The sequence below is a fragment of the Nonomuraea rubra genome (genome assembly GCF_014207985.1).
Taxonomy (GTDB): domain Bacteria; phylum Actinomycetota; class Actinomycetes; order Streptosporangiales; family Streptosporangiaceae; genus Nonomuraea; species Nonomuraea rubra.
In genome coordinates, this window is record NZ_JACHMI010000001.1 from 2,804,088 (window position 1) to 2,828,551 (window position 24,464).

Sequence of the window (24,464 nt, forward strand, 5' to 3'; positions counted from 1 at the left end):
CGTACATGCCCATCGTCGATGATGTACTGCAGGATCCGGTCGCCCGGAGCTGCGCTACGCCGATACACAGTTATGGAGATGTGCCGCGTGGGAGACCCTGGCACGCGACGGAGGTGCGGACCATGAGCGCCGAGACCTCCGTTCCCCGTCCCCGGGAGTCGGATGTGGACATCTCAGACTCCGCCCTCTTCAAGGGCATGTTGTCGGAGGCGGAGTTCGCCTTCGCGTTCTTCGACGCCGACAGCCGCGTCCAGCGGGTCAACGACGTGTTCAGCGATGTCGTCAACGTGCCCGCGGAGCGCCTGGTGGGCCGCCAGCCCGTCGAGGCGCTGGCCGCCGACCTCAGCCAGATCATCACCCACGCCGTGCAGGCCGTCATCGAGACCGACGCGCCCGTGACCGAGGGGCGCGTGCGGGTGCGCTCCGCCGAGGGCGACACCCGGCACTGGTCGCTGTCGTTCTCGCCGGTCCACGACGACGCCGGCGAGCTGCGCGCGATCGCGCTGGTCGGCCTCGACGTGACCGAGAGCCGCCAGACCGAGGAGGCGCTGCGGCGCAGCGAGGAGCGCTACCGCTCGCTGGTCGAGGCGCAGTCCCAGCTCGTCTGGATCACCTCGCCCACCGGCGCCGTCGTCGAGGACGCCCCGCAGTGGCGCGCCATCACCGGCCAGGGCCTGGAGGAGTACCTCGCCAACGGCTGGCTGGAGGTCGTGCACCCCGAGGAGCGCCAGCAGACCGAGGAGGCGTGGCGCGAGGCCCTGCGCGGGCGCACCATGTTCGAGTGGAACTACCGCGTGCGCACCCGCGCCAGCGGTTACCGCCACTTCGAGGTGCGCGCCGTGCCGATCATCCGCCACGGCAGGGTGGTCGAGTGGGTCGGCGCCAACACCGACGTCACGCCGCAGCGCGAGGCCGAGGAGATGCGCGGCCGGCTGACCGACCAGCTCGGCGCCGCCGCCCTGCGCACCGCCCGGCTCCAGGGCGCCACCGCCATGCTGGCGGAGGCGCTGACGGTCGAGCAGGTGGTGCAGGTCATCATCGACGTCGGCCGCACCGCGCTGGCCGCCGACCGCTCGGCGGTCGCGCTGCTCGACACCGACCGCGCCGCGCTCAAGCTGATCAACGGCGAGGGCATCCTGGAGGCGTCCGGGGCGACGGGCGACGAGATCCCGCTGTCCCACTCCAACGTGATGACCATGGCCGTCAACAGCCGCCGGCCCGTGTTCGCCGAGTCGCCCGAGTCGCTGAAGGCCCAGCTCCTGGAGGCGGGCGGCGACGAGGAGGTGCTGGCGGGGTTCCTCGCGCACGGCGACGAGCGGGCCTGGGTGGGCCTGCCGCTGCTCGCCGCGGGACGTGCCCTGGGAGCGCTCCGATTCTCCTTCACCAGGCCGCAGAAGATCTCCCAGGAGGACGGCGTCTTCCTGGAGGCGCTGGCCGGCCAGTGCGCGCTCGCGGTGGAGCGGGCCACGCTGTTCGAGCGTGAGCACCGCACCGCCGAGACGCTGCAGCGCAGCCTGCTGCCCGACCGCCTGCCGGTGGTCAAGGGCCTGGTGCTGGCCCAGCGCTTCCGCTCCGGCAGCCGCCACGTGCAGGTCGGCGGCGACTGGTACGACGCGTTCGTGCTGCAGGACGGGCGGGTCGCGGCCGTGGTCGGCGACGTCATGGGCAAGGGCGTCAAGGCGGCCGCGGGGATGGGCCGCATCCGCAACGCCATGCGTGCCCTGGCGCTGACCAACCCGCCGCCCGCGGCCGTGCTGACCGGTCTCGACCGGGTCTTCGAGGCCACGGAGGAGGAAGAGCAGGTCACGACGCTGGCGTACATGGTGGTCGAGCCCGTCACCGGCGAGGGCACGCTGGCCCTGGCCGGTCACCCGCCGCCCGTCCTGGTCTCGCCACAGGGCACGGCGATCCTCTGCGACGCCGAGCCCGGTACTCCGCTAGGCTGGCCGACCAGCCGCAGGCAGTTCCGGTTCGTGGTGCCGCCCGGCCATACCGCCGTGCTCTACTCCGACGGTCTCGTCGAGAACAGGAAGCGGGGGCTGGACGCCGGGCTCGCAGAGCTTTGCAGTGTTGTGACCGAAGCGCCGCCTGAGGTGGTGAGTAGTCCTCACATGCTGCTGGACTTCCTGGTTGACCGGATGTTGTCTGGATATGAACAGGACGATGACGTTACCGCGCTCGCAATCCATGTCCCACCAGCCACGAAGAGTGACTGAATGAAACAGTCATAACGGTTGCTTTCGGGTATCAGTGGCCCGCTTACGTACGCACTACTGTCTCGGTCGGCCTAGGGTGGAGGTCAACCGCCGGGAGGTGGCCGTATGGAGTGCGGGGTCGTGCCACAATGCTGTGCAGGTCCGTCGCGGTCCGCACGGCCTCACCGATCTCCGAGAGAGGCAACAGCCCCCCAGCGGGCATCTGGGTCCATTGTCGCCACGCGTTCGTTCGAGAGGTGTTCGTGTCGCCTGCAAGTTCGACTCGCTCGAAGCCACAAGAGCTGAACGAGCCCGTCATTCAGCGACTGCTCGAGCGTGGGCGCTCGCAGGGTTTCCTCGAGTCTGAGGATGTCCGTCAGGCCTTCGAGGAGGCGGACATCCCCATGTCGCACGCCGCCGCGTTCTTGCGGAACCTCAGCAAAGAGGGCGTGACCGTGGTGGTGACCGCCGCGGATTCGGCTGCGCCGAAGAAGTCTCGTGGTCCAGCAAAGCGCCGCACCGCCGCCCCCGTCAAGACCAAGACGGCGGCGGCCGCCAAAGAGCAGCAGCCCGAGACCGTGACCGCGGTCGTGGGCACCGCTGAAGCCGAGCCGGCCGCCAAGAAGGCGGCCCCTGCCAAGAAGGCCGCCCCGGCGGCGAAGAAGGCCGCGGCACCCGCCGCCGCCAAGAAGGCCGAGCAGAAGAACGCTGGGCCTGCCGACACCACCAAGCCGAAGGCGCCCGAGGCCCCGCGGGGCGAGACGGACGACGACGAGGACATCGAGCTCGACGGCGACGTGGAGCTGGAGGACCTCGAGGACATCGACGTCGAGGACGAGATCGTCGCCGAGGACGAGTCCGACTCCGAGGGCGACTCCGACGACGACGACTCCGACGAGGAGCCCAAGGCCGCCGACGTCGCCGCCGCGCAGAAGACCGAGGAAGAGGTCCTCATCCTCTCCGACGACGACGATGACGCTCCGGTGGCCCAGGTGGCCGCCGCCGGCGCCACCGCCGACCCGGTGAAGGACTACCTCAAGCAGATCGGCAAGGTCCCCCTGCTCAACGCCGAGCAGGAGGTCGAGCTGGCCAAGCGCATCGAGGCGGGCCTGTTCGCCGAGGAGCAGCTCGGCGGCGGCGAGACCGACGGGCTGCCCGTCGACGTCAAGGCCGAGCTGGAGTGGATCGCCGAGGACGGCCGCCGCGCCAAGAACCACCTGCTGGAGGCCAACCTCCGGCTCGTGGTCTCGCTGGCCAAGCGCTACACCGGCCGCGGCATGCTCTTCCTCGACCTGATCCAGGAAGGCAACCTGGGCCTGATCAGGGCCGTCGAGAAGTTCGACTACACCAAGGGCTACAAGTTCTCCACCTACGCCACGTGGTGGATCCGGCAGGCGATCACGCGTGCCATGGCCGACCAGGCGCGGACCATCCGCATCCCGGTCCACATGGTCGAAGTGATCAACAAGCTGGCCCGCGTCCAGCGGCAGATGCTGCAGGACCTCGGCCGCGAGCCCACGCCGGAAGAGCTGGCCCGCGAGCTGGACATGACGCCCGAGAAGGTCGTCGAGGTCCAGAAGTACGGGCGCGAGCCCATCTCCCTGCACACCCCGCTGGGTGAGGAGGGAGACAGCGAGTTCGGCGACCTCATCGAGGACTCCGAGGCCATCGTGCCGGCCGACGCCGTCAGCTTCACGCTGCTGCAGGAGCAGCTGCACTCCGTTCTCGACACGCTGTCGGAACGCGAGGCGGGCGTCGTGTCGATGCGGTTCGGCCTCACCGACGGTCAGCCGAAGACGCTGGACGAGATCGGCAAGGTTTACGGGGTCACCCGTGAGCGCATCCGCCAGATCGAGTCGAAGACCATGTCCAAGCTGCGCCACCCGTCGCGGTCCCAGGTCCTGCGGGACTACCTGGACTGATCGCTTCACACCACGCGCCCCGCCGGGACTTTCCGGCGGGGCGCGTGGCATTTCACGACCGGGTGCGCTCTCCGGACCTGGCACCGCGTCGGTGGGACGGTGTGCGGGGGAGCCCGGCGCAAGGTGCACGGCGACCGGCGCGACACGCCCGGGCGGAGCGCCGTTCAGGTCAGGGTCAGGTCAAGGGGTGGGGTCGGTGACGTGGACGTCCAGGACCCAGGGGCGGTTGGGGCGGGAGGGCTCGGCGAGGGCGACGGTGTAGCCCAGCTCATCGAGGATCTTGGCCAGCTCGTCAGGACTCCCCGGAGCCACCTCCTGACACACCAGCCTGCGGGCGATCTCCCCCCGGGTGGCCTTGGCCATGTGGCTGACGACCTTGCCGTCCCGGAAGACCCGTACCGTCACCGAACGCGAGCCGGGCTGCCACGCCCCCGCGTACGTGGCCGAGCGGAGATCCACCACCAGCCCCGGAACCCGATCCAGCTCCTTCGCCACCTTGGGGCGCCAGAACGCGGCCAGCCCGCCGATCGGCGGCAGGGTGACGCCCATGGAGAGCCGGTACGGCGGAATCCAGTCTGTGATCTTCGCCACACCCCACAGCCCCGAGAAGATCAGCAACGACTCCTCGGCCCGCCTCCTCGACTCCTCGTCCAGCGTGCCCAGGCCGAGATTGTCGTACAGCACGCCGGTGTAGAGGGCGGCGGCGGGCAGGGTGGGGGCGGTCTTCAGTGCCGCGTTCTTGGCCAGCTCGCCCGCCAGCCCCGGCGTCAGCCCGAGCACGTCGAGGGCGTCGCGGCGCCTGGACGCGCGGACCAGCGCGTTCAGCACCCGCGTGCGGGACTTGTCGAGGGCCGGGAAGGACAGCTCGCCCACGGGAGGCCCGCTGCCCTCCGCAGCCTTGCCTTCGGACGGCGGCAACAGAATCAACACAGCCCCATAGCCTATTGGCCCAGGCCAGCCCCCTACCCGGCGGACCCTGCTGCCCAGCGGGCGGTTAGTCTGCGCGGATGGATTTCGACCGGCTTGTTCATGAGGCCTGGCCCGCGTACGAGCAGCGTGCCCACGACGGGTGGGTGCTCCGCTGGGCCGGTGGGGTGACGAAGCGCGCCAACTCCGTGCTCGCCACGAGCCCGCCGGCCGACCTGGACGGCGCGATCCGCGCGGCGGAGGCGTTCTACGGCGAGCGCGGGCAGCGCTGCGTCTTCTCGGTGGGCGTGGGAGCGCCGGCCGGGCTGGGCGAGGAGCTGGAGCGCCGGGGGTACGAGCTGGTCGATCCCACCCTCGTGATGGCCGGCACGCCGAAGGGCGAGCTCGCGCGCGGGGTGCGGGTCGAGGAGCGGCCGTGGCCCGGCTGGCTGGAGACCTGGTGGGCGGTGGACGGCCGGTACGGGAGCGGCCTGGAGGAGGCCGGGCGCATCTGCGCGGGGGTGCCTGCCTGGTACGCGGCGTACGAGGAGGACGGCGTGCCGCTGGCCGTCGGGCGGGCCGTCCCGCAGGGCGACACGCTCGGGATCTACTGCATGGCCACCCTTCCCGAGGCCCGGCGCAGGGGGCTGGCACGGACGGTGCTGCGGGCCCTGGTGGCGCGGGCAGGCGAGGGCTTCGGCTCCGCGTACCTGGTCGTCACGGCGGGGAACGCGGGGGCTCAGGCGCTCTACCGGAGCGAGGGTTTCGAGATCGCCGGGCGGTACCACTACCGGGTCCGCTGACCTCGGGCGGCGGGATTCACGTGAGTGGAAGCAGAACGGCGACCCCGGGCTGGCCCAGGGTCGCCGTACTGGTCATGCAATATGTGGTTATGTCATCACGACCAGCGCGGTCAGCGCTCGTCGTTGGGGGCAATCGTAGGGGTTTCGCTGAGTCGAGCCGACTCGTCCAGGATGTCGGCGCCCTTTTCACGCAACGCTGCGATGTGCTGACGCCCATGGTGGGCGCAGAACAGCAGCTCCCCACCCACAGGCAGGGTCGCGCGAATGTAGGCCTGGGCACCGCAGCGGTCGCAGCGGTCGAGGGCCGTCAGCGGCTTAACGGGGGCGAGAGCTCCAGTCACGTATCGCCTTTCGGGTCACCCCCGCCGAAGCGAGGATCTGGCGTCAGTCACTTGGAACAACATCTAACCGGACCTGGACGTTCCCAACCGCCCCCTCTCTACGCCCAGAGCAGAATGTGTCCCCAAGTAATGAGGATCAGCCGGTTGGTAACGGCAAACGTGACGCCATGGCAAGCTTGTACGCGCGCGTAGGGGAAGAACGGTAGGCTACGCACACGTGTTCGATGCCTAGACCAGGGGAGCTGGAGTGACGCTTGTGGAGGCGGGTTACACGGCTCGTCACCTCTCGGTGCTTGAGGGCCTGGAGGCCGTGCGGAAACGCCCGGGCATGTACATCGGGTCCACCGACAGTCGCGGGCTCATGCACTGCCTCTGGGAGATCGTGGACAACGGCGTCGACGAGGCGCTGGCCGGTCACTGCGACCGGATCGAGGTGGAGCTCTACCCGGACGGATCCATCGAGGTCCGCGACAACGGCCGGGGTATCCCGGTGGACGTCCATCCCAAGACCGGCCTGACCGGGGTGGAGCTCGTCTACACCAAGCTGCACGCGGGCGGGAAGTTCGGCGGCGGCTCCTACGGCGCCTCCGGCGGCCTGCACGGCGTCGGCGCCTCCGTGGTCAACGCGCTGTCCTCGCGCCTGGACGTGGAGGTCGACCACGGCGGGGTGGTGCACGAGATCAGCTTCCGCCGCGGCGTCACCGGCGTCTTCGACGGCGAGGGGCCGACGGCCAAGTTCAAGAAGAAGTCCGGCCTGCGCCTGGGCGCCAAGCTCCCCAAGAACGTCACCGGCACCCGCGTGCGCTTCTGGGCCGACAAGCAGATCTTCCTGCCCGACGCCGAGGTCTCGCTCGACGAGATCCACGTGCGCCTGCGGCAGACCGCGTTCCTGGTGCCCGGCCTGACCCTGGCCGTGATCGACAGCAGGCACGAGGAGCGCACCGAGGAGGAGTTCCGCTTCGAGGGCGGCATCTCCGAGTTCGCCGAGTTCCTGGCCCGCGACGAGCCCGTCTGCGACGTGCTGCGCCTGCAGGGCGTCGGCCACTTCCACGAGACCGTGCCGGTCCTCGACGACCAGGGCCACATGACCCCCACCGAGGTGCAGCGCGAGCTCAGCGTCGACGTGGCGATCCGCTGGGGCAAGGGCTACGAGTCCACGGTCCGCTCGTTCGTGAACGTGATCGCCACGCCCAAGGGCGGCACGCACCTGACCGGGTTCGAGCGCGGCCTCGTCCGCACGATCAACGAGCTGCTGCGCGAGACCCGTCTGCTGAAGAACGGCGACGACCCCGTCACCAAGGACGACATCTCCGAGGGCCTGACCGGCGTGGTCACGGTCAGGGTGCCGGAGCCGCAGTTCGAGGGGCAGACCAAGGAGGTGCTCGGCACCTCCGCGGCCACCCGCATCGTCTCCCACGTGGTCTCGCGTGAGCTCAAGGAGCTGTTCACGAACCCGCCGCGCGGCTACAAGCAGCCGCTGCGGGCCGTGCTGGAGAAGATCGTGGCCGCGGCGAAGGCCCGCATCGCGGCCCGCGAGCACCGCGACAACCAGCGCCGCAAGAGCGCCCTGGAGAGCTCCGCGCTGCCCGCGAAGCTGGTCGACTGCCGCAGCGACGACATCGACCGCAGCGAGCTGTTCATCGTCGAGGGCGACTCCGCCCTGGGCACGGCGAAGCTGGCCCGCGACTCGGAGTTCCAGGCGCTGCTGCCCATCCGGGGCAAGATCCTCAACGTCCAGAAGGCGTCCGTGAGCGACATGCTCAAGAACGCCGAGTGCGCCGCGATCATCCAGGTCGTCGGGGCCGGCTCCGGGCGTTCGTTCGACATCGAGGCCGCCCGCTACGGCAAGGTCATCCTCATGGCCGACGCCGACGTCGACGGTGCCCACATCCGCTGCCTGCTGCTGACCCTCTTCCACCGCTACATGCGGCCGATGGTGGAGGCCGGGCGGGTGTTCGCCGCGGTGCCGCCGCTGCACCGCATCGAGCTGACCAACCCCGGGCGGGGCAAGGACAAGTACATCTACTGCTACTCCGACGCCGAGCTGCAGAAGGTGCTGCGCGACCTGGAGCGGCGGGGCAAGCGGTGGAAGGACCCGGTGCAGCGTTACAAGGGTCTGGGCGAGATGGACGCCGACCAGCTCGCGGAGACCACGATGGACCCGCGCCACCGGATCCTGCGGCGGGTGCGGATCGAGGACGCCGAAGGGGCCGAGGGGATCTTCAACCTGCTGATGGGGAGTGAGGTCGCGCCGCGGCGGGAGTTCATCGTCAGCAGCGCGGCCGAGGTGGACCGCGACCACATCGACGCTTGAGCAGGTCGACCGCCTGAGCGGGCGGGACCGCGTGACCGTCTGAGCGGGCTGGTGCCTGAGCGGGCGGGACCGCGTGACCGTCTGAGCGGGCTGGTGCCTGAGCGGGCGGGACCGCGTGACCGCCTGGCCGGCCATCTCCGCTGACCGGGCGGTTGCGGGGCGAACGCCTGCGGGTCGCATCTCCGTGCGGCCCGGTGGTCGCGCTTCCGGGTGGCCCAGAGGGCGTGGCGGGAGGCGGGCCCAGGCTGCAGGGGCTCAGGGTACTGGGGTCGCGGTGGCCCGGGTGTCACAAGGGCGTTCTGGGGTCTCTGCGGGGCTGTGGGGCCTCGTGGAGGCTCGTGCGCGCCTCCTGCCCCTCAGTGCACGTCCCGGCCCTTCTCGTACGGGCTGGGGCCTCTGAGGGGCGTCGCAGGCGGTTCGGGGGTCGGGCTTGGGTCAGTGGTCGGACGGGGTGAGCCGGCCCGTGTGGACGTCGTAGATCGCCCCGCCCACCGGCATGCCCGACGGCAGGAACGGGAACGTCCTGATCCTGGTCAGGTCGTGCTTGAGCGCCTCGTTCTGGTCGGGCACCGTGTGGAACTCCAGGCTGCGCGTGTCGATCCCGCGCTCGCTCGCCATGGCGTGCACGTCCGCGTCCGTCACCTTCGCCATCCCGCAGTCCGTGTGCGGCATGACCAGCACCCGCTCCACCCCGAGCAGCACGACGGCCAGGACGAGCGTGCGCAGCACGTCGTCGGTCACGCGCGCACCGGCGTTGCGCAGGATCTTGGCGTCGCCGGGGTTCAGGCCGAGCAGGCCCAGGGGGTCGATGCGGGAATCCATGCAGGTCACCACGGCGAGGCCGCGTGCTGCCCGGCCCGTGAGGCCGGAGTTGCCGAAGGTCTCGGCGAACTTCGTGTTGCCGGCATACAGGTCGTCGAACGCACTCATGTCACAAATAATCTCTCATGCCTCAAGCCTCGCGATGGCGGGGTGGCGACAGGCTGGAGTTGGCAAACCTCCCACGAAAACCGTTCACCTTGAGTGATGATGTCGTAGCCGTACGTACGTTATCCAAGAAGGTTTGTCGTGAGTAGGTCAGAATCGCTCGCCGTGTACCTCCGCGCCCAGGCGCGGCGCCGCCTCGATCGGGTGGAGACCAGGGATGACGGCCGCAACGCCAGGTGTGCCCTCGCCCTTCTCGATGCCGCCGCCTATGCGGGCAGCCTTCCCGACGACGATCCGCTCATCCTCATGCTGGATCAGGCGGGCTGCTTCGGGCCGCTGGGGTGTGAGGGGTTCGATCCGGGGGAGGCGGGCAACCAGCTGATCCGGCACTGGGAGGGTGGTGAGCCGCACGAGCTGCTGCTCGCCCTGCCCGCCGCCATCGCCGCCGCCAGCACCTAGCCTCCCGCTGCCCGCTGCCGTCGGTCGCCCGCTGCCCGCCGCCTGCTGTCGGTCGTCTGCCGCCGCCGGTCGCCTGCTGCCGCCGACGCCCGCCGTCGGTCGCGGGTCGCAGGTTGCCCGTCCGGGTGCCCGGTCTCCGGTCTGCAACCCGTGGTCGTCAGGCCGCGATGACGGGGCGCGGTGACGGGCCGCGGTGACCGGGTGCGGTGACCGGGTGCGGTGACCGGGTGCGGTGTTGGGCCGCAGTGTCGTGGTGCGGTGACGGGGTGCGGTGTTGGGCCGCAGTGTCGTGGTGCGGTGACGGGGTGCGGTGTTGGGCCGCAGTGTCGTGGTGCGGTGTCGGGGTGCGCGGCGGGGTCAGGGTTTGCGGCCGACGCCGACGTACCACCACTCGCCGCCCGCGAGCTGCGTCTCCCACGCCTCGTCAGGCCGCCAGTCGCCCACGTGCGTCACCCCGGGCTCCAGCACGTCGAAGCCCTCGAACATGCGGCTGACCGCCTCGTGGCCGCGGTGGATCAGGGGCGCGTCCGCCTCGTCGTACACCTCCCGCGCCGCCTTGCCCACCTCGGGATGGGCGTCGTCGGTGAGGTGGGAGAGGATGAGCGCGCTCCCGGGCGCCAGCCGCTCGCGGAAGGCGGCCACGACCCCCCACGGGTCCTCGGCGTCGGTCAGGCAGTGCAGCACGCCGAGGAACACCACGCCCACCGGCCGGTTGAAGTCGATGAGCTTGGCGGTCTCCGGGGCGTCGAGAATGGTGGCGGGCTCGCGGACGTCGGCGTGCACGATCGTGATGTTCGAGTCGGTGCCCGCCAGCAGGGCGCGGGCGTGGACGATCACCACGGGGTCGTAGTCGACGTAGACGACGTGCGCGTCCGGGTGGATCTCGCGGGCGACCTCGTGCACGTTGTTCTGGTTGGGCAGGCCGGTGCCGAGGTCGATGAACTGGTCGATGCCCAGGCCGGCCACCTGGCGTACGGCCCTGCCCAGGAACCGCCGGTTGGCCAGGCAGATCTCCCGGCTGGGCCCCAGCGCCATGATCTTCTCGGCGGCCGCGCGGTCGGCCGCGAAGTTGTCCTTGCCGCCGAGATAGTAGTCGTACATGCGCGCGGCGTTGGGGATGTGGGGGTTGATGCCCTTCGGTACGCGCGGGGGGTTGGTCATCTGCGCCCTTCGAACTCCGCGAAACGAATGGAACAGATCGTAACGCGCTCGTGACAAGTTTGTGGATCTTTCCTGTCAAACCATCCGATGTCTGAGTCGATGATCAAGGCTCACCGCCCCCAGGATCAGCAGTCCCTCGACGATCGGGCGGTAGGTGGTGTTCCAGCCGAGCAGGTTGAAGCCGTTCCCGATGAGGGTCAGGATCAGCACGCCCACCAGGCCGCGCCAGATCGCGCCCTGCCCGCCGAGGATGCTCGTCCCGCCGATCACGGCCGCCGCGATGGCCGTCAGCTCCAGCAGCGTCCCCATGTCCGACTGCGCCGAGCCTCCCCGGGCGGCCAGCACCAGCCCGGCCAGGGCGGCGCAGACGCCGCTGATCGCGAAGACGCCCACGCGGACCGACGGCACGCCGATCCCGGACAGCCAGGCCGCCGTGGGGTTCCCGCCGACCGCGTAGACCCGGCGGCCGAACGTGGTGCCCGACAGCAGCACCGACGTGACGACGGCCACCGCGACCAGCAGCAGCGAGGCCGCGGTGACGCCGCCCAGCACGGTCGGCCAGCTCAGCGACTGGAACGCCGCCAGCCGGGACGGCCCCGGGTAGACGATCGCGCCGCCCGTGACGACCAGCGCCAGGCCCCGGTGCACCAGGCCGAGCGCCAGCGTGACGATGAACGAGTGCACCCGCGACAGCACCACGACCACGCCGTTGACCGTGCCGAGCAGGGCCCCGGTCGCGACCGCCGCCGCGTAACCGGCGGGCACGCCGGCCTGCTCGGTGACGACCACGGCGACGATCGCGCTCACGGCGAGCACCGCGCCGGCCGACAGGTCGAACACGCCGCAGATCACGCACAGCGTCATGCCGCACGCCAGCAGCCCCACCACGACGGCCTGGTCGAGGAGGTTGACGAGGTTCCCCGGCGTCAGGAACGTGTCCGTGGCCAGCGAGAGCAGCACCACCAGGGCCGCGACCCCGGCGAGGATGCCGTGGTCGCGGGTCATTCGTCGTATTCGCCGCTCACCTGGGCCAGCGCGTCCTTGGTGCCCATGCTCGTCCCGGGCGCGACGTCGGTCATCACGTTCGTGGCGGGCACGCTGCCGCCCCGCGCCTTGGCCAGGCCCAGCTCCGCGGCCCTGGCGCCGAGGGTCTTGACGGGCAGGTAGTACGCGCCGAACCAGCGGCCCTCCCTCACCGCCTCGACGGTCTGGCGGGACGCGCCGTTGGCCACGTACAGGATGTCCTTGCCCCCGGCCACGGCCTCGGCGCCGAGCACGGCCTGCGAGGAGCCGATGACCACGTCGATGCCGGGGTCCTTCTGCAGGATGTCCTGCATGGCCTTGCGCCCGCTCTCCTGCGTGTAGCCGCCCTCGGCCCGTGCCTTGACCCGGACGCCCTGTGCGGCCTCCAGCACGCTCACGGCCGCCTGGGTGCGGGCGTTGTCCAGGGGCAGCGCCTTCAGACCCTCCAGGTAGGCGACCTCGCAGGGGTTCAGCTTCCTGCTCTGGCAGGCCTGGATCGCCAGCCTGCCGAGGCCCTCGCCGTTCAGCGTGGGCACGTCGATCAGCGTGATCGTGCCGTCCACCTGCGGCTCGGCGGTATCGTACCGGGTGCCGACGGGCGTGAACTGCACGACGACCGTGATGCCCGCCCGCACGGCGGACTGGATCGCCGGCACCACGGCCGCCCCGTCGTTGGCCTGCACGACGAACACGTCGAACCGCTTGGCCGTCACCGCGTCCTGGAGCTGCTGCACCTGGGCCTGGGCGTCGAAGTTCGGGTCGAGGAACTCGGCCGTGGCGCCGTTGGCCCTGGCGTACTCCTCGACCCCGGCGAACGTGGCCGCGGAGAAGGAGTTCGCCTTGGCGAAGCCGAAGAAGCCGATCCGGCTCGCCCCGCCGGACGGGGTGGCGCCGCCCCCGCCGCCGCCCGGCTGCTCGGCGGGGTTCACACAACCGGCGGCGAGCAGGGCCACCAGGGCCAGTACGGGTAAGGCAGTCCGTGGTGCGACCATCGCGGGTCTCCATTCGCGTCGTCGGTGACTCGCCCGGGACTGCTGGTGATCATAGAGCGACGGAGCGACAGGAGACCAGGAAGATCACCCAGGTTCGTTGCCCGGCTTCCACTTGATGCCGCACCCTAGCGACGGATTCTGCTGCTCGGGCACCGGCCCGCCGTCGAGGAGGGCGTCGATCGCCGGCCGCAGGGATGCCCCGGTCACCGGCACGTCGTTGCCCGGCCGTGCCCCGTCGAACTCGCCCCGGTAGACGAGCCGGAGCTGGGAGTCGTACAGGAAGAAATCGGGGGTGCAGGCCGCGCGGTAGGCCTTGGCGACGTCCTGGGTGTCGTCCAGCAGGTACGGGAACGTGAACCCGGCCCGGGCGGCCTGCTCCGCGAGGTGTGTGGGGTCGTCGTCGGGGTAGTTCACGCTGTCGTTGCTGCAGATGGCCACGATCGACAACCTCGCCCCGTAGTCCCTCGCCAGGGCGCCGAGGCCGGCTTCGATGTGCCGCACGTAAGGACAGTGGTTGGAGAGGAAGACCACGAGAGTGGCGGGAGAGTCCTTGAGATCTTCAAGCGATACGCTGCCGCCGTCGATGGCGGTCAGGTCGAACGCGGGCGCGGGAGTGCCGAGCGGAACCATGAACGAGTTGGCAGCCATGGCACTCATTGTCTCGTGAAAGGAGCCGATAGGCATGGGCGGCATCGCCGAGTTCAGAACCGTCGTGCTTGACTGCCCCGACCCCCAGGCCCTGGCCGGGTTCTACGCCCAGCTCCTGGGCTGGCCGGTCACCTCGGTCGAGGACGACTGGGTGGTGGTCAGCGACGGCGGCTCACCCAAGCGGCTGGCCTTCCAGCTCGCTCCCGACTACCAGCCGCCCGTGTGGCCGAGCAGCGACCGGCCGCAGCAGTTCCACCTCGACGTCACGGTCACGGACATGGACGAGGCCGAGCGGCAGGTGCTCAAGATCGGCGCCACCAAGCACGAGCACCAGCCCAGCGAGGACGACAGCTTCCGGGTGTTCCTCGACCCGGCGGGGCATCCGTTCTGCCTCTGCCGGGACGTGTAGGGCTCCCGCTGCGGCGGCCCGGGCCGGGCGATAGGGGACTGCTCCCGGGCGGGCCGCCGCAACGGGTCACGCCGTCGCGGCGGCCACTCGTCCGGAGTCCTGGGCCTCGCCTACTCGCCCGGGGAGTCCATCGCGGCGGCTACTCGTCCGGGGAGTCGTCGGCCGCCCGGGCCTCGCCGCCGCTGCCCGAGGGCTCGGGGCCTGAGCCGAGGGCGCCGCCGACCGCGCCGATCGTGTGCGTGAGCCGCACGCCGGAGCCGTCCCTGCGGCCGACCTCGTCCGGCAGCGGCACCGGCTTGCCCACCGCCGAGACGGCCTTGGCGGGTGCCGGGCCGGCCCAGGCCAGCAGCAGCTCGTCCTCGCCCTTCAGGAACCGCTGGGCCCGCACGCCACCGGTCGCGCGCCCCTTGGCGGGGAACTCGGCGTAGTCGGACAGCTTGCCGCCGCCCACCTGCGTGCCGGGCAGCGCCGTGGAGGAGCCGGCGACGGTGACCACCTGCGCGGGACGCTCGGGATCGACCACGCCGAACCAGATCACCCTGGCCCCGTCGTCGAGCCGGATGCCGGCCATGCCGCCCGCCGGGCGCCCCTGGGGCCGCACGAGCGAGGCGGAGTAGCGCAGGAGCTGCGCGTCGGAGGAGATGAACACCAGGTCGTGGGACTCGGACTCCAGCTCGGCCGCGCCCACCACGGTGTCGCCGTCCTTCAACGTGATCACTTCGAAGTCGTCGCGGTTGGCCGGATAGTCGGGCACCACCCGCTTGACCACGCCCTGGGCCGTGCCCAGCGCCAGCCCCGGCCCGTCGGGATCGAGGGAGCCGAGGCCGACCACCTTCTCGTCGGGCTGCAGCGACACGTACTCGGAGACCGGGTGCCCGCCCGACAACGACGGCGGGTTGGCCGACGGCGGCAGCGTGGGCAGGTCGACGACCTGCACCCGGATCAGCCGGCCGTGGGAGGTGATCACGCCGACCTCGCCGCGCACGGACGTCCGCACCACGCTGAGCAGCACGTCGTGTGCGGCGCGCTCGCCCTCGCCGGGCAGCGGCGTGGCGTCGGGGGTGCGGGCCAGCAGGCCGGTCGAGGAGAGCATGGCCAGGCACGGGTCGTCGGCCACCTGGAGGTCCACCACGGGCGTGCGGGTGACGCCGGGCGCCTCCAGCAGGACCGTGCGGCGCGGCGTGCCGTACTTCTTGGCCACGTCGGCCAGCTCGCCCGAGACCACCTGGCGGAGCTTGGCCTCGGAGGAGAGGATCTCGGTGAGCTTGGCGATCTCGTCGCTCAGCGTCTCCTTCTCGCGGTCGAGCTCCAGCTTGTCGTAGCGGGTCAGGCGGCGCAGCGGCGTGTCGAGGATGTAGGCGGCCTGGATGTCGGTCAGGTCGAAGACCTCCATCAGGCGGGTGCGCGCCTGAGCCGAGTCGTCGGAGGACCGGATGACCTGGATGACCTCGTCGATGTTGAGCAGCGCGATGATCAGGCCGTCGACCAGGTGCAGCCGCTCCTCGCGCTTGCGCCGCCTGAACTCCGACCTGCGGCGCACGACCTCCAGCCGGTGGTCGACGTAGACCTGCAGCATCTCGCGCAGCCCGAGGGTGCGCGGCTCGCCGTCGACCAGGGCGACGTTGTTGATGCCGAAGGTCTCCTCCATCGGCGTCAGCCGGTAGAGCTCCTCCAGCACGGCCTCGGGGATGAAGCCGTTCTTGATCTCGATGACCAGCCGCAGGCCCTTGTGCCGGTCGGTGAGGTCCTTCAGGTCGGCGATGCCCTGGAGCCGCTTGCTGGTCACCAGCTCCTTGATCTTGGTGACCACGCGCTCGGGGCCCACGTTGTACGGCAGCTCGGTGACGATGATGCCCTTGCGCCGCGGCGTGATCTGCTCGACCGTGCACTTGGCCCGCATGCGGAACGTGCCGCGCCCCGTCTCGTACGCGTCGCGCACGCCCTGCAGCCCGATGATCGAGCCGCCGGTCGGCAGGTCGGGCCCCGGCACGTACTTCATCAGCTCGTCGAGCGTCGCGTCGGGCTTCTTGATCAGGTGGCGGGCGGCGGCCACGACCTCGACGAGGTTGTGCGGCGCCATGTTGGTGGCCATGCCGACCGCGATGCCGCTGGTGCCGTTGACCAGGAGGTTGGGGAACGCCGACGGCATGACCGTGGGCTCGGTCTCCTGGCCGTCGTAGTTGGGCTTGAAGTCGACGGTGTCCTCGTCGAGCGACTCGACCATGAGCATGGCCGCCGGGGCCAGCCTGGCCTCGGTGTACCGCATGGCGGCGGGCAGGTCGTCGGGCGAGCCGAAGTTGCCGTGGCCGTCGACCAGCGGCAGCCGCATGGAGAACGGCTGCGCCAGGCGGACCAGCGCGTCGTAGATGGCGCTGTCGCCGTGGGGGTGGAGCTTGCCCATGACGTCGCCCACGACCCGGGACGACTTGACGTGCCCGCGGTCGGGGCGCAGGCCCATCTCGCTCATCGAGTACAGGATGCGCCGCTGCACGGGCTTGAGGCCGTCGCGCGCGTCGGGCAGGGCGCGCTGATAGATCACTGAGTACGCGTACTCGAGGTAGCTCGCGCGCATCTCGGCGGAGACGTCGATGTCGACGATCCGCTCCTCGAAGTCCTCAGGCGGGGGTGCAGTCGTGCGTCGGGCCATCTTGTGCTGCGCGGCTGCCTCGGCCGTCGCGCCGAGGGGAAGCGCATCCTCCTTCTGTTCTCGTGCTGTAACCGTAGCCGTCAGCCCGCTGAGAAGCGTCAGATCGGCGTGCGAGGCGTCGACGTAACCTGCCCCCGTCGCGGGGAATCCGACGTGTGTGCCCCTGGAGATGATGGCACGAGCCGGGTCTTGCGTGGCATATCCAGGGCGACGCTCACGCCACGGTAACGATCTTTCCGCATGTGGTCGACAGGTGCGATGAGAACGTCTGCTCCGGCATCCTACTCGATTTATCGCAGATGTGTTCGAGCAACGGGCAGGTCGCGTTACCGCGTCTTGACCAAGCAATTGCTTGGGTCGTACGTTCTGTCCGAGGGTTCCCCACCTGTTCACCGGAGGCGTCATGATCGAGTTCCATCCCGTGACCAAGCACATCGGCGCCGAGGTCACCGGGGTCGATCTGCGCAAGCCGCTGTCGCAGGAAGAGGTCGCGACCCTGCGGGCAGGGTGGCTCAAGCACCTCGTGCTGTTCTTCCGCGACCAGCCCATCGACGACGAGCAGCACCTGCAGTTCGCCCTGAACTTCGGCACGCTCAACCACCCCGCCTTCAAGAAGGACTCCACCAGCCCCATCCACGTTCTCGACCAGACCTCGCCCAAGGGGGAGGGCGGCGACGAGTGGCACAGCGACAACACCTTCGAGCCGACACCGCCCATGGGATCGCTGCTGCGCTGCGTGCAACTGCCCAGCGTCGGCGGGGACACGTGCTGGGCGAACACGTACCTGGCCTACGAGACGCTGTCGAAGCCGATCCAGCGGCTGTGCGACGAGCTGACGGCCGTGCACGACATCACGATGTCGATGAAGAAGGCCATCTCCAAGGGGCACCCGTTCGACCTGGCGGAGATCCAGGCGAAGTGGCCGCCGATCGAGCGGCCCGTGGTGCGCGTGCACGCCGAGACCGGCCGCAAGGCGCTGTTCGTCAACCGGGCCTCCACGACGCGGCTGGTCGGGCTGAGCGACCGGGAGAACGAGGCGCTGCTGCCGTTCCTGATCGACCACATCCGCTCTCCGGAGTTCCAGCTCCGCCTGCGGTGGCGCCCCGGCACGCTCGCCTTCTGGGACAACCGCCCGACGCAGCACTACGCCGTCGCCGATTACACCGAGCGCCGACGGATGCACCGCGTCACGATCAATGCCTTCCCTGAGCATGCGGATCAATGATTTTTTCGTTACGGCAGAGCCGACGTCACCGCCACCCGCCGCACATGGCTGAGGGCCTCCAGGAAAACGGCCGCTGAACCCGCACATGGCCGGGCGCCGTTACGTGCGCATTCTTGACCGTCTACGTGGTTCAAGGGCCCCGTGGCCTCGCTCACCACGCCGACGGCCGGCGCCTCGCCACGCCGACGGGCGGCACCTTGCCACGCCTACGGTCCACGTTGCGCGCGTCGCGGCGGCCCGCCGGGGAGCCGGAGGAGCGTTTCCCTGGACAGAGGCCGGCCACGTGCGGTGGGTGGCGGTGCCGCTGGCTTTGCCGTAACGGATGGGGCATATATCGGCGGGGTTGGCTGTGCCGTAAAGGATGGGGGCATTTTCGGGAGGCGCGTCTGGTAACAAGGGGAGCATGATTGATGCCCCCGATGCCGCGATGCTGCGGGAAGAGGCGGAAGAGCGCCTTCAGGCGCTCGCCGGCGACCACGCCCGCCTCCGTGACGACCAGTGGGCCGCCATCGAGGCGCTCGTGCTCGACCGGCGCAGGGTGCTGGTCGTGCAGCGCACCGGATGGGGCAAGTCGGCCGTCTACTTCGTGGCCACCGCCCTGCTGCGCGAGCTCGGCGAGGGCCCCACCGTCATCGTCTCGCCGCTGCTCGCGCTCATGCGCAACCAGATCGCCGCCGCCGAGCGCGCGGGCATCAGGGCCGTCACGATCAACTCCGCGAACCCCGAGGCGTGGGAGGAGATCTACGGCCAGGTCGCCGAGGGCATGGTGGACGTGCTGCTGGTCAGCCCCGAGCGGCTGAACAACCCCGACTTCCGCGACAACGTGCTGCCCGAGCTGGCCGAGAGCGCCGGGCTCGTGGTGGTCGACGAGGCCCACTGCATCTCCGACTGGGGCCACGACTTCAGGCCCGACTACCGCAGGCTGTCCACGCTGTTCGCGGACCTGCCGCCGGGCATCCCCGTGCTGGCCACCACCGCCACCGCCAACGCGCGCGTCACCCGCGACGTGGCCGAGCAGCTGCGCCTGCCGCCCGAGCTGCGGCCCGAGGGCGACGACACGCTCGTCCTGCGCGGGCCGCTGGAGCGGGAGAGCCTGCACCTGAGCGTCGTCCGGCTGCCCAGCGCCGAGCAGCGCCTGGCCTGGCTCGCCCAGACCCTGCGCGAGCTGCCCGGCTCCGGCATCGTCTACACCCTCACCGTGGCCGCCGCCCACGAGATCGCCGGCTACCTGCGCGAGCAGGGGCTGGAGGTGGCCGCCTACTCCGGGCAGACCGAGCCGGCCGAGCGGCTGGCCGCCGAGGAGGCGCTGCTCAACAACAAGATCAAGGCGCTGGTGGCGACGAGCGCGCTCGGCATGGGGTTCGACAAGCCCGATCTGGGGTTCGTGGTGCACGTCGGGGCGCCGCAGTCGCCGGTCGCCTACTACCAGCAGGTCGGACGGGCCGGCCGCGGGGTCGAGCGGGCCGAGGTCATCCTGCTGCCCGGCACCGAGGACCGCGACATCTGGGCGTACTTCGCCTCGCTGGCCTTCCCGCCCGAGCCCGTCGTCCGCGCCACCCTCCAGACGCTGGAGGAGCGGGGCCTCATGTCCACCCCGGCCCTGGAGACGGCCGTCGACCTGAGCCGCAGCCGGCTGGAGATGATGCTCAAGGTCCTCGACGTGGACGGCGCCGTCCGCCGCGTCAAGGGCGGCTGGGAGGCCACCGGGGAGCCGTGGGAGTACGACACCGAGCGCTACCAGCGCATCGCCGCCGAGCGCCGGGCCGAGCAGGAGGCCATGCTCGCCTACCTCACCACGACCGAGTGCCGCGAGCAGTTCCTGCGCAGGCACCTCGACGACGACGCCGCCACGCCCTGCGGCCGCTGCGACAACTGCACCGGGCGGCACCGCTCGCCGGAGATCGGCGCGCAGGCCGTAGAGACCGCCCGCGAGCGGCTGAGCAGGCCGGGCGTCGAGATCGAGGCCCGCAGGCAGTGGCCGACGGGCATGCCCGACCTGTCCGGGCGGATCAAGCCCGAACTGGGCGCCGAGCCCGGCAGGGCGCTCGGGCGGCTGACCGACATCGGGTGGGGGAACCGGCTCCGGGAGCTGTTCGCGGGGGAGGACGCGCCGGTGCCGGACGACATGTTCGCGGCCGTGATCAAGGTGCTGGCCGCCTGGGACTGGCGCGAGCGGCCCGTCGCCGTGGTGAACGTGCCGTCGGTGTCGCGGCCGCTGCTGGTGCGCGGGTTCGCCGAGCGGCTGGCCCAGGTGGGGCGGCTGACGTATCTGGGCGAGCTGGGCTACCGGGCAGGTACGCCGGGCAAGCAGTTCAACAGCGCCAAGCGGGTGCAGGCGATCAGGGGCACCCTGGCCATGCCCAAGGAGCTGGGCGCGGCGATCGCCCAGTGCGGCGGGCCGGTGCTGCTGGTGGACGATCGCGTGGACACCGGGTGGACGATGACGCTCGCCGCCGCCCAGGTCCGCCACGCGGGCGCGCCGGCGGTACTTCCGCTGGCGCTGGCGGTCACGAGCTGACGGTCTCCTGGCGGTCGTCGGGCGGTCGTCGGGCGGTCCTCAGCCGGTTTCCGGGCGGTGCTCGGGCGGTCCCTGGATGGTCCTCGGGCGGTCAGGAGGCGGTGGCGGCCACGCCCATGGTCGCCAGGTCGTAGTCGCCGAACACCGGGCTGACGTGCAGGTTCGTGGCCGTGGTGCCGCGCAGCAGCAACGTGCGGCGCCACGTCGTCGGAACCAGCACCGCCTCCTCGGCCACCCGCTGCTCCGCCTGCCTCCACAGCCCGGCCCTGGTCTCCGGGTCGGGCTCCGCGGCCGCCTTGTCCAGCAGCTCGTCCACGGCGGGCAGGCGCACGGTGAGGTTGACCGAAGGCTCGTCCTCCACCAGCTCCCTGCTGTCCACCAGGCCGGGCAGGTAGGTGTAGGTGTCGGGCCAGTCGGGGGCCCAGGCCTTGGCGATGAGCCCGACGCCGTTCTTCTTCAGGTTCGCCGGCACACCCCCGAACTTCTGGTGGAACTTCTCCACCGGCGCGTGGTCCAGCGTGACCTTGATCCCGACCTTGGCCAGGCTGTCCCGCACGGCCTCCGCGGCCTCCTTCTCGCCGGGAAGCTCGCGGTAGATGTACGTGGTTTCGAAGCCGTCCGGACGGCCGCACCGCGTCAGGGCCTCGCGCGCGCCGGCCTGGTCACCGGCGGGCGACAGATCGGGGTCACGGTAGTGCTCGCCCGGCAGGTCCGGCGGCACCAGGGACGTGGGCACCTGCTCCGGCACCGCGCGGGAGGCCGAGGACACGGCCTCCAGTTCGAGCGCGCGGACCACGGCGCGGCGGCACTCCAGCTTGTCGAGCGGCGGCACCTGCGGGTTGATCGCCAGGGTGCGGACGGAGGTCACGGGTGCGTCCGCGCGGGCCTTGAGCGCCGGGTCGGCGAGGATCCGCGCGTACGCGTCGTCCGGCAGGAACCCGCCCATCTCGGTGTCGCCCGCCTCCAGCAGGCCGGTCACCTGGTCGGCCTCCATGCCGAAGGTGAGCACGACGCGGTCGGGGAGCGCCGTGCGGTTGGGGTCGGTGGCCGGGTCCCAGTGCGGGTTGCGGACCAGCGCGACGTAGTCCTCCCTGGTGCTCTCGATCTGGTACGGCCCCGAGGACACCACGGCCGACTTGTAGTTCTCGCGCGTGTCGCGCGCCTTCGGCACCGGGATGCTCTCCGGCATCTGGACGACGTGGTCGAACGTGGCCAGCGGCTTGCGCAGGTGGAAGACGATCGTCCGGTCGTCCGGGGTCTCGATCGCCCGGTCGGTGTCGGCGTCCGGGGACTTGTACGGGCCCTCGTAGCCGCTGGGGAGGTCGAGCAGGGTGTCGAAGAACATCCCGCCCTGGAGGAAGCGCGGGTCCATGCTGCGCAGCACCGCGTACTTCAGGTCCCGCGAGGTGATCTGCGTGCCGTCCTGAAATTTCACGCCTTGTCGGAGTTTGTAGGTCCAGGTCTTGCCGCCGTTGCTCGACTGGCCGAGGCTCTCCGCCAGGTCGGGGACGATCTCCGTACCCGCTGGGCCCGGGGCGGGCTTGAACATCGTCAGCGAGCGGCCGTAGAGGCGGACCATGTTCCGCGAGTACGTCGAGAACATGTCCGCCGGGTCGGTGGATTCCAGCAGGTGCTGGGAGGACACGCGTACCGTGCCGCCCTTCTCGCGGGACGGGCGTACGACGGCGGTGAGCGCGCTGCCGAAACCGGCGGCCGGGCTCGTCGCGGGGTTCGTCGCGGGGTTCTTGGCGAGGTTCGCCGTGGGGGTCGGCGTCGGGCTCCCGGAATCGTTCAGCCGCACGACCACCCAGGCCGCGAGCCCCACGACCAGCGCCGTCGCCGCCGCACCCACCGCTACGAGCACCCTCCGCCCACCCCTCGCAGGCGCCGGCTCCCACCGAGCCCCCGGTACGGCTCCCGGGGAAGGCGAGGATCCCGCCGGCTCCCACCGGCCACCTGACGCCGCTCCCGGCGATTCCCACTGAGCCCCCGGCACCGCTCCCGGCGCAGGCGAGGGCCCCGGCGAGTCCCAGCCGCCAACCCCCGGCCCGCTCACGCCGCCGCCGCCCGGCACGGGAGCCGCCGGGCCGCCCTGCGGGGGCCACGGCGGCACGTTCGCCGGCCCCGAGGAGCGGATGAGCTCCTGCAGCAACCGGTCGGCCGGAGGCCGCTGACGCGGGTCCTTGGACAGGGCGGCCCGCAACAACGGCTTGAGAGACCCGGGCACCCCCGATAAGTCAGGCTCCTCGTTCATGATCCGATGCATCACCACCGGCAACGCCCCGAACCCGAACGGCCCCCGCCCCGTAGCCGCGAACACCATGGTCCCGGCCCACGCGAACACGTCACTGGCAGGCACCGGCTCCCCCAGGAACTGCTCGGGCGCCATGAACGCCGGCGTCCCCACCACACTGGTGCTCACGCTCTGGCTCACGTCCAGCGCCCGCGCGACCCCGAAGTCGATCACCCGCGGCCCGCCCGGCCCGAGCAGCACGTTGCCCGGCTTGAAGTCCCGGTGGATCACCCCGGCCCGGTGGATGGCGGCCAGCGCGGTGGCGGTGGCCACGGCCAGCCGCACCAGCGCCGTCGCCCGCAGGGGCCCCTCGTTGCTCACCTGCTGCTGCAGGGAGGGCCCGTCGACGTACTCGCCGACGATGTACGGCCGCCCATCGGCCTCGCCCACGTCCAGCACCCGCGCCGTGCAGAACTCGGCCACCCGCCGCGCGGAGTCCGCCTCGCGCAGGAACCGCCGTACGGCCCGCTCGTCCTCGGCGAACCTCGTGTGCAGCAGCTTGACGGCGACCTGCTCCCCGGACGGCGACAGCCCCAGGTAGACGCTGCCCTGCCCGCCCTCCCCGAGGAACCCGGTGAGCTCGTAGGAGGCGATGGAGGACGGATCACTCGAACGCAGCGGGCGTACGCCGGCCATCAGGCTCCTCATCCACGCGCAGTCAGGGATCTTCCACCCTAACCCCGGCGAAGAAGCCTAGAACGGCGGCCGCGCACCCAGGTGCATGATCGCCTTGGCCGCCAGCCGGCACCCGGACGACAGCGCCTCGGCCGGCGGCTTGCCCTCCAGCCAGGGAGGCAGGAACCCGGCGCAGAACGCGTCCCCCGCCCCCGTACCGTCGACGATCTTGTCGACCGGGTCGGCGGCCACACGCACCGGATCGGGGCGGCCGTTGCTGAACCAGAGCGCGCCCTCGGCGTTCATCTTGATCACGACCTGCGGGAACCACGCGGTCAGCACCTTGGCGGCGGCCTCGGCGTCGTCGCGGCCGGTCAGCACCTTCGCCTGGTCCACGTTCGCGAACAGCAGCTTGGCGCCGTTGGTCCACTCGAGGAACGGCTCGGCGCCCGTGCGCTCCAGCGGCGCGGACGAGGCGCAGTCGACCGAGATCGACATCCCGGAGCGCCTGGCCATGTCGAGCGCCGCGAGCCCGGCGTCGCGCGAGCCCTCGTTGATCAGCGTGTAGCCCGACAGGTGCAGGTGCGCGCCCTGGGTGAACAGGTCGCGCGGCAGGTCCTCGGGGGACAGCGCGGCGTTCGCGCCGGGGTCGGAGAGCATCGTGCGCTCGCCCTTGTGGGTGACCAGCACCACGCAGGTGCCGGTCGGCCGCTCGGGGTCCATGACGAGCCGGGCGTCGACGCCGTAGCCCATCAGCTCCATGTCGCGGTTGCGCCCCGTGATGTCGGCGCCCCTGCGGCCGATGAAGGCCACCTCGGCACCCTCGACGGCCAGCCAGGAGGAGATGTTCGCCCCTGAGCCACCGCCGTGCATGGTCACGATCGCCGGGGTGTCGCTCGCCCGGGCGAGCGCATAACGGGCGCGAGCGACCGCGTCGGTCATGAGATCGCCCACCACGACGACCCGCGTCATGATGTCACCACCTTGCTGCCTTCAGATCGAGCCTGGCCACGGCGAAACGCCACCGCAAAAGTAACAGCTTCCGGGCTGCTCGTGGGGCGTACCC

Annotated in this window: 18 protein-coding genes; 8 read left to right on the forward strand and 10 right to left on the reverse strand. The window is 71.0% G+C overall.

Annotated elements, in window-relative coordinates; genetic code table 11:
- The first annotated feature begins 122 nt into the window (after positions 1-122).
- Both HD593_RS12790 and HD593_RS12795 read left to right on the forward strand, forming a co-directional pair.
- Entirely contained in the window at positions 123-2,216 is a 2,094-nt protein-coding gene (locus HD593_RS12790; protein ID WP_185102381.1) for a SpoIIE family protein phosphatase, read from the forward strand.
- 242 nt (positions 2,217-2,458) lie between these two features.
- Positions 2,459-4,117 carry an RNA polymerase sigma factor gene (locus HD593_RS12795; protein ID WP_185102382.1) on the forward strand — a complete coding sequence of 553 codons (1,659 nt, stop codon included), beginning with the start codon at positions 2,459-2,461 and terminating at the stop codon, positions 4,115-4,117.
- 180 nt (positions 4,118-4,297) lie between these two features.
- On the opposite strand, the gene HD593_RS12800 is transcribed toward HD593_RS12795, so the two are convergent.
- On the reverse strand, positions 4,298-5,047 hold the full coding sequence (locus HD593_RS12800; protein WP_185102383.1) for a YaaA family protein: 750 nt from the start codon (positions 5,045-5,047) through the stop codon (positions 4,298-4,300).
- Positions 5,048-5,124: 77 nt separating this feature from the next.
- Between HD593_RS12800 and HD593_RS12805 the strand changes: the two genes are divergently transcribed.
- On the forward strand, positions 5,125-5,826 hold the full coding sequence (locus HD593_RS12805; RefSeq protein ID WP_185102384.1) for a GNAT family N-acetyltransferase: 702 nt from the start codon (positions 5,125-5,127) through the stop codon (positions 5,824-5,826).
- Between the two features lie 110 nt (positions 5,827-5,936).
- Here HD593_RS12805 and HD593_RS61275 read toward each other — a convergent pair whose 3' ends face one another.
- The gene (locus HD593_RS61275; RefSeq protein WP_080046306.1) at positions 5,937-6,167 is read right to left on the reverse strand and encodes a DUF7455 domain-containing protein; all 231 of its coding nucleotides are present in this window, start codon (positions 6,165-6,167) and stop codon (positions 5,937-5,939) included.
- Positions 6,168-6,414: 247 nt separating this feature from the next.
- On the opposite strand from HD593_RS61275, the gene HD593_RS12810 reads away from it, so the two are divergent.
- Positions 6,415-8,481, forward strand: a complete 2,067-nt coding sequence (locus HD593_RS12810) for a DNA gyrase/topoisomerase IV subunit B (protein WP_185102385.1) — start codon at positions 6,415-6,417, stop codon at positions 8,479-8,481.
- Positions 8,482-8,916: 435 nt separating this feature from the next.
- Here the strand turns inward: HD593_RS12810 and HD593_RS12815 are convergent, their stop codons facing one another.
- Positions 8,917-9,411 (reverse strand): beta-class carbonic anhydrase, encoded by a 495-nt coding sequence (locus HD593_RS12815; protein ID WP_185102386.1) that lies wholly within the window; start codon positions 9,409-9,411, stop codon positions 8,917-8,919.
- A gap of 138 nt (positions 9,412-9,549) precedes the next feature.
- Between HD593_RS12815 and HD593_RS12820 the strand changes: the two genes are divergently transcribed.
- Entirely contained in the window at positions 9,550-9,867 is a 318-nt protein-coding gene (locus HD593_RS12820; RefSeq protein ID WP_185102387.1) for a hypothetical protein, read from the forward strand.
- Between the two features lie 357 nt (positions 9,868-10,224).
- Here HD593_RS12820 and HD593_RS12825 read toward each other — a convergent pair whose 3' ends face one another.
- The 4 genes from HD593_RS12825 to HD593_RS12840 all read right to left on the reverse strand — a co-directional run bounded on the left by HD593_RS12825 (position 10,225) and on the right by HD593_RS12840 (position 13,691).
- Positions 10,225-11,028, reverse strand: a complete 804-nt coding sequence (locus HD593_RS12825; protein WP_185102388.1) for an SAM-dependent methyltransferase — start codon at positions 11,026-11,028, stop codon at positions 10,225-10,227.
- A 75-nt stretch (positions 11,029-11,103) separates the two neighbouring features.
- On the reverse strand, positions 11,104-12,033 hold the full coding sequence (locus HD593_RS12830) for an ABC transporter permease (protein WP_185102389.1): 930 nt from the start codon (positions 12,031-12,033) through the stop codon (positions 11,104-11,106).
- Positions 12,030-13,043 (reverse strand): sugar ABC transporter substrate-binding protein, encoded by a 1,014-nt coding sequence (locus tag HD593_RS12835; protein ID WP_185102390.1) that lies wholly within the window; start codon positions 13,041-13,043, stop codon positions 12,030-12,032. Before HD593_RS12835 ends, HD593_RS12830 begins: the two co-directional genes overlap by 4 nt.
- Positions 13,044-13,127: 84 nt before the next feature.
- Positions 13,128-13,691, reverse strand: a complete 564-nt coding sequence (locus tag HD593_RS12840) for a thioredoxin family protein (protein ID WP_185102391.1) — start codon at positions 13,689-13,691, stop codon at positions 13,128-13,130.
- Between the two features lie 34 nt (positions 13,692-13,725).
- Between HD593_RS12840 and HD593_RS12845 the strand changes: the two genes are divergently transcribed.
- Positions 13,726-14,100, forward strand: a complete 375-nt coding sequence (locus tag HD593_RS12845) for a VOC family protein (protein WP_185102392.1) — start codon at positions 13,726-13,728, stop codon at positions 14,098-14,100.
- A 139-nt stretch (positions 14,101-14,239) separates the two neighbouring features.
- Here the strand turns inward: HD593_RS12845 and HD593_RS12850 are convergent, their stop codons facing one another.
- Positions 14,240-16,747, reverse strand: coding sequence for a DNA gyrase/topoisomerase IV subunit A (locus HD593_RS12850; protein WP_185102393.1), 2,508 nt, complete (start codon positions 16,745-16,747; stop codon positions 14,240-14,242).
- Between the two features lie 403 nt (positions 16,748-17,150).
- Between HD593_RS12850 and HD593_RS12855 the strand changes: the two genes are divergently transcribed.
- Complete coding sequence (locus tag HD593_RS12855; protein WP_185102394.1) at positions 17,151-17,972, forward strand: TauD/TfdA dioxygenase family protein; 822 nt, start codon at positions 17,151-17,153, stop codon at positions 17,970-17,972.
- 403 nt (positions 17,973-18,375) lie between these two features.
- Entirely contained in the window at positions 18,376-20,490 is a 2,115-nt protein-coding gene (locus tag HD593_RS12860) for a RecQ family ATP-dependent DNA helicase (RefSeq protein WP_246546492.1), read from the forward strand.
- Positions 20,491-20,581: 91 nt separating this feature from the next.
- On the opposite strand, the gene HD593_RS12865 is transcribed toward HD593_RS12860, so the two are convergent.
- Positions 20,582-23,419: an ABC transporter substrate-binding protein gene (locus HD593_RS12865; protein WP_185102395.1), complete on the reverse strand. Its 2,838-nt coding sequence runs from the start codon at positions 23,417-23,419 to the stop codon at positions 20,582-20,584.
- Between the two features lie 57 nt (positions 23,420-23,476).
- Positions 23,477-24,370: a carbohydrate kinase family protein gene (locus tag HD593_RS12870; protein WP_185102396.1), complete on the reverse strand. Its 894-nt coding sequence runs from the start codon at positions 24,368-24,370 to the stop codon at positions 23,477-23,479.
- Positions 24,371-24,464 lie beyond the last annotated feature (94 nt).